Origin of the sequence: Apilactobacillus sp. (assembly GCF_025290035.1) — a bacterium.
Lineage (GTDB): Bacteria > Bacillota > Bacilli > Lactobacillales > Lactobacillaceae > Apilactobacillus.
This window is the reverse complement of the sequence record NZ_JAMBKT010000028.1, coordinates 6,366-11,343: the sequence shown is the minus strand read 5'-3', so window position 1 is coordinate 11,343 and position 4,978 is coordinate 6,366. Positions and strand designations below refer to the sequence as shown.

Annotated in this window: 6 protein-coding genes; 5 read left to right on the top strand and 1 reads right to left on the bottom strand. The window is 33.3% G+C overall.

Going from position 1 to position 4,978, the window contains the following annotated elements:
* Positions 1-34 precede the first annotated feature (34 nt).
* The 4 genes from M3005_RS05565 to pnuC all read left to right on the top strand — a co-directional run bounded on the left by M3005_RS05565 (position 35) and on the right by pnuC (position 3,163).
* Positions 35-829 carry a CPBP family intramembrane glutamic endopeptidase gene (locus M3005_RS05565; protein ID WP_293794441.1) on the top strand — a complete coding sequence of 265 codons (795 nt, stop codon included), beginning with the start codon at positions 35-37 and terminating at the stop codon, positions 827-829.
* 98 nt (positions 830-927) lie between these two features.
* A complete protein-coding gene (locus tag M3005_RS05560) occupies positions 928-1,632 on the top strand; it encodes a CPBP family intramembrane glutamic endopeptidase (RefSeq protein WP_293794440.1) in 705 nt (234 codons plus the stop codon).
* 102 nt (positions 1,633-1,734) lie between these two features.
* Positions 1,735-2,106: a hypothetical protein gene (locus tag M3005_RS05555; RefSeq protein ID WP_293794439.1), complete on the top strand. Its 372-nt coding sequence runs from the start codon at positions 1,735-1,737 to the stop codon at positions 2,104-2,106.
* A gap of 310 nt (positions 2,107-2,416) precedes the next feature.
* On the top strand, positions 2,417-3,163 hold the full coding sequence (gene pnuC / locus M3005_RS05550; RefSeq protein WP_293794438.1) for a nicotinamide riboside transporter PnuC: 747 nt from the start codon (positions 2,417-2,419) through the stop codon (positions 3,161-3,163).
* A gap of 36 nt (positions 3,164-3,199) precedes the next feature.
* Here the strand turns inward: pnuC and M3005_RS05545 are convergent, their stop codons facing one another.
* Complete coding sequence (locus M3005_RS05545; RefSeq protein ID WP_293794436.1) at positions 3,200-4,372, bottom strand: tetratricopeptide repeat protein; 1,173 nt, start codon at positions 4,370-4,372, stop codon at positions 3,200-3,202.
* Between the two features lie 127 nt (positions 4,373-4,499).
* Between M3005_RS05545 and M3005_RS05540 the strand changes: the two genes are divergently transcribed.
* Positions 4,500-4,978 (top strand): TPM domain-containing protein (locus tag M3005_RS05540; RefSeq protein WP_293794435.1); only part of this gene is annotated, 479 nt, incomplete at its 3' end.

The window sequence follows — 4,978 nt, the reverse complement described above, 5'->3', positions numbered from 1 at the left end:
ATTAACGTATTAATAAATTAGGATGTGACTCAATATGTTAAGTCAAAAATTAAAAAATAATTGGCAATGGATTTTAATTCCATTATTTATGATTGCCGAATTCGCGATTGATCAAATTGTATTTGGTCGCGTATGTCGATTTGTTTTCAAACTATTATCAATTAATCCTTCTACCCACTATATTCTGATTTTAAACCTTTTCAAGGCTTTCTCAGTGCTTACAATCGTGTTGCTAAATTACTATTTCTTTAAGCAAAAGTTTTTCTGGCAACCCAGTAAAAAGTCTAGTGGTTGGATTGTATTTGCGGTGGTTTGTTTTGGTATTGTAGTTTCCACCATTAGAACTCCTCATTTTTGGAGCGCCTTAGATACTGGAATTATTGCAGCGTTCCCAGAAGAATTCATGTTTAGAGGGGTTATTTTAGGGGTAGTCCTAATGATTCTAACTCGTGTGAAAACTACAGCATTTCGTGTGAACTTGTCAGTAGTGATTAGTGCAATTCTTTTTGGCGCATACCATTACATTAATTTATCTAATCAATCTTTCTCATTCACCACTATGCAGGTGATTTCTGTTGCTGGTTTTGGATTAATTCTAGGGGCTGTCTATGTTCGTTCTGGAAGTATTATCGTTCCAATTTTATTGCACTTTATATATGACTATGTTGTAACACTACCAAAAGGATTTCAAGTGACGAATTACTCACAAGTAAGTGGCGTTCAAATGATTGCTTTAGGAATTTGGATTATTATTTATGCTATTATTGCCTACTTAATTGTTAACTATCGATTTGCAAACAATAAAATTTTACCAAAACTTAAGAATTAATTTATCCCATAGATGGTATAATTCTCAAAGTAATTAGGTAAAAATAATAATTAAAAATATAGTTTTACATTGATGTTTCCTAGAAAGAAGGATGAACGTTGAGAGACAGTGACTATTGGAGCTCTGATCACCTTTTAAAAAGAGGGTTCATTGCATTATGCCTTGTCTGTATGGTTGCTAGTTCAATTCAGTTTATTCCGGTTCAATATATCTCAGTTAATAACAAAGTTATTGAAAATGTAACATTAACAATTGAGTTCTTTGGGGCATATTTTATTATGATGAATTTTGCAATATATGCATATAAGAATTACGGGATAGGACCACTATTAAAACGATTGAATTTATCTGGATACCAAACTACTGCATTTGCAACTGTAATAGCGTTTTTGATAGCTCAAGCATATATTTTTATGTCTGATATTTTTCTTCAAAATAGATTTAGTATACAAGCAACTCATTTTCCTAAGTACCTGTACAATAATTCCTGGTCATTGGTATTACTTATAATAGGTTATGTATTTCTATCACCTATAATTGAAGAACTTGTTTTTAGAGCGTATTTATTAGATGTGGCCTTTCCTACTAAATTAAAATGGGCAGGCGAAATTGTTTCCGCCATTTTATACGGATTATTCCATATGAGGTATCAAAATATTTTTTCATTTGTTTTCTTTGCACAATATGGTTTTTGGATGGCATGGCTATATAATCAAACTAAAAATATTAAAGCGTCGATAATCATGCATATCGTCATCAATGCAGTCGGCATTTCCATAATTGGATACTATTATTATCACTAAAAGCAATATCTATACAGATATTGCTTTTTTATTTATAAGGCTACCGAGATAGCTATTTAGATGATACAATAATAACTAAGTTATTACCGAGGTGGAGATATAATGAGAATTGATTGGCGATACTTTTTGGCAGAGATATTAGTATTGTGGCTACCATTAACAATTACAATGTTCATATGTAAAACGCTCAATATTAATTGGATTGTATCAGGATTATTTCTCCTAGTTTCTTATTTTTTAGTCGTATTATTCAATCGCTCAAATCGACTATTTACATACTTATTTCATGTTGAAAAACAATCACATAATTCTTTTTTCGAATCAATACTGTTTTTCATTTTAACTGCGATTGGTTTCTTTATCACCTTGCATCTGTTCAATGATGCGTTGTTAGGTGTTAGCTGTATTATTTTTATTGGAGTTTTCGCCGGTTCACTTGTGATTGGTCCAGACGGTAAGAAAGATTCTTATTAGGAAACGATCTTCTTTTTGGGGGTCGTTTTTTCTGTGTGGTTAAGTAAAAAAATAGCGAAATTTTCGTGATAAAAAATTAATAAAAAAAGATTTCAAAAAAATTTTAGCTGAATTAATTCAGCGTAAATAGTGGAATTTATTCGAATTAGAAAATGTTAAGTAGATAAAATGGGATTGAAAAAATATGCTAGGGTGGTAGAATATATAGTGTTGTTTTTTACAAGCCCACTACATATAGTGTGTATTTACATAATTTTCCGGAAAAATATGTGCTTGAAAGCAAAAATATCATAATAAGGGGATTTTCACTGTGTCAGCATATTTTAAATTTTTGGCTCACCAACTAAAGGGTTGGCCACAACAAAACTACTACTTATTCTTTTTCAGTTTAGGTTGCCAAGTAATGACTTTGGTAAACGCACCAATTACATGGTTATCAATTCTAACTTTCATCGGAACTACTTTAGGGGTTCTATGTGTGTTAGCAATCAATGCTGCTAAGTCAGTTAACGGTGTATTAGGTATTTTATCAGCGCTTTGCTTTATCGTTGTCGGTTTCTCAGCTAAGAACTTCCTAAGTATCGGAGAACAAATTGCTTACGTTATTACTTTAGATATTCCTGTTTTAATGAGTAAAAACTGGAACGTAAATATGGTTTCTAAGATTAGAAAATTCAATGTTAAGAGTTGGATTATCTCAATTCTATTCACCTTCGTTGTTTACATCGGTTCTGGTTTCGCAATTCAAGCACTAACAAATGAACCTCGTCCATTCTACGATGCCTTTAGTTTTGCTGTTTGTTTAACTGCTGGAATCATCTGTTTCCTACGCTACAACAACCAATACTTCTGGTGGTTAGCATCTGGTGTGGCTCAATTAATCCTTTGGTTCATCACTTTCAGACAAGGATCAGCTACTCTAGCTATGTTCGTTAACTCCGCAATTTACATTGCTAATGATGTGTTAGCATTTACCATCTCACCATGGTTCAACGAACGTGAAAAGAAACGTTTAATGCAAGAAGAACAAGCTTACGCTGACAAGGTCGAAGCTTAATATCAAAAAGAAGTTACCATTTGGTAACTTCTTTTTTTATGCCTTGATGTTAGTATCGACTAACACTTTGACACGGGAATTATTGATATTAAAATCATCGGTAAATTCTAGGTCGTTCTTAAACGACTCATCATTAATACCATTAATGACTAAGCTTTGGATGCTATCATCGTTAAATTGATCACCGAAGTAATCTTTCGCCAATGCAGCAATAAATCCACTAATTGAATCTTGGTTATATAAAATCCGGTTCTTATAAATGTCAAAAATAGCACCGTCATAATCGATTTCTTCGTTGCGAGACAATTGCTTATCCTTAAGTTCAAGTGGACTCTTACCAGCTAATAATAGGTATGAGTAGGTGTTAGTTTCGGTGTTAATTAGTTTGTAGAATATAAATGTTAATTGTGGTTCAACATTAAACCCACAAACGTCATAAATTTCAGCTCCCATATCGACTAACGTATATTTATCTTCAATATAGGTAGGTAAGTCATTATGCGCTTCGAATAAAGGTAAGTTGGCAGGTAAAAACTCTTCCAAACTAGTTTGTTCAAAGCCGTGATTGGAGTTAAATTCACGAATTTGGTTTAATTTTTTAGTGGTAGCATCTGTTGGGAACAATTGAACACTACCGTCGTATTTGTTTTCGATTTTATCAAAGTCCAGCTTCTTGAAAGTCCCAATTGGACTATCGATAATCGCATGTGACATCGATTGACCGATTAAGTAGTCAATCGCAAAAATAGTGTCACCATGATCGACTAATTCACTCATTTCATCAAGTGCATCCTTAGCAGATTGATAGAAACGATCGCCTTCAACACTATTGTCTAATGCCTCTTGCATTAACTTAAGCGCTTGAGCGATGTTACCGTTTTTCATTAGGAGTTTTCCTAAATAGAAGTTCGCGGGAACAAAGTTGTCATCGTAAACCAATGCTTGTTGGAATAAATGCACCGCGATAGGGTCTAAGTTAGTTCCAGAGTCAGAGAAGATAATTCCTAATTTAGTTAGGACTTCTGATCTAGTTGGAACGGTTTGATTTAATTCTTCTTGAGTAATTGCATTAGCAGGGTATAAAGAAATCGCCGAGCTAAGTAGTGAAATCGCATCGTCTTTGCGATCTTGATCAATGCATTTGGCAGCTAATTCAATGAATTTATTTAGCTGTTGGGCATTGTCTTTTCCTAAGTCAATTGAATCCATTGTGATACTCCTGTCATTTTATAGAATATCTATATTATAATCAATTTTGCAAAATAAAAAAACTTTACTATTAAACGGCTTTTCTGTAGTATGGTAGCTAATCAAATCATGGGGGTGAGGAGATACGTTGAAAAAGTTAAAATGGCTAGTCATATTGGCGGTACCATTGCTGTTGATAGTAATGAGTCCAAATTCAATTGATAGTCATGCACAAAGTACTAATCCAACACCAACTAAAGAGTATGTGGTCGACGATTATGCGAATATTTTGACTGATAGCACTAAGCAATTAGTGATTAATCAAGAGAAAAAATATCAACAAACTGAGACCAAACCACAGATTGTGGTGATGACTGTTAAATCAACTGGGAATTATTCAATCGATGATTTCGCAGATCAGTTACTAGAAAATAGTCGTTGGAAATTTGGTAAAAAGGGATTGGATAACGGGGTTTTAATCTTATTTGCTCAAAATAATGGACAAAACAACGTGCGAATTAGTACTGGTTATGGGGTCGAAGATATCTTGCCAGATGCCCTAACTAATCAAATCTTACAGAGTAATAAAACCTTATTGAAGTCGAGTGATAATAATGACATCAATAC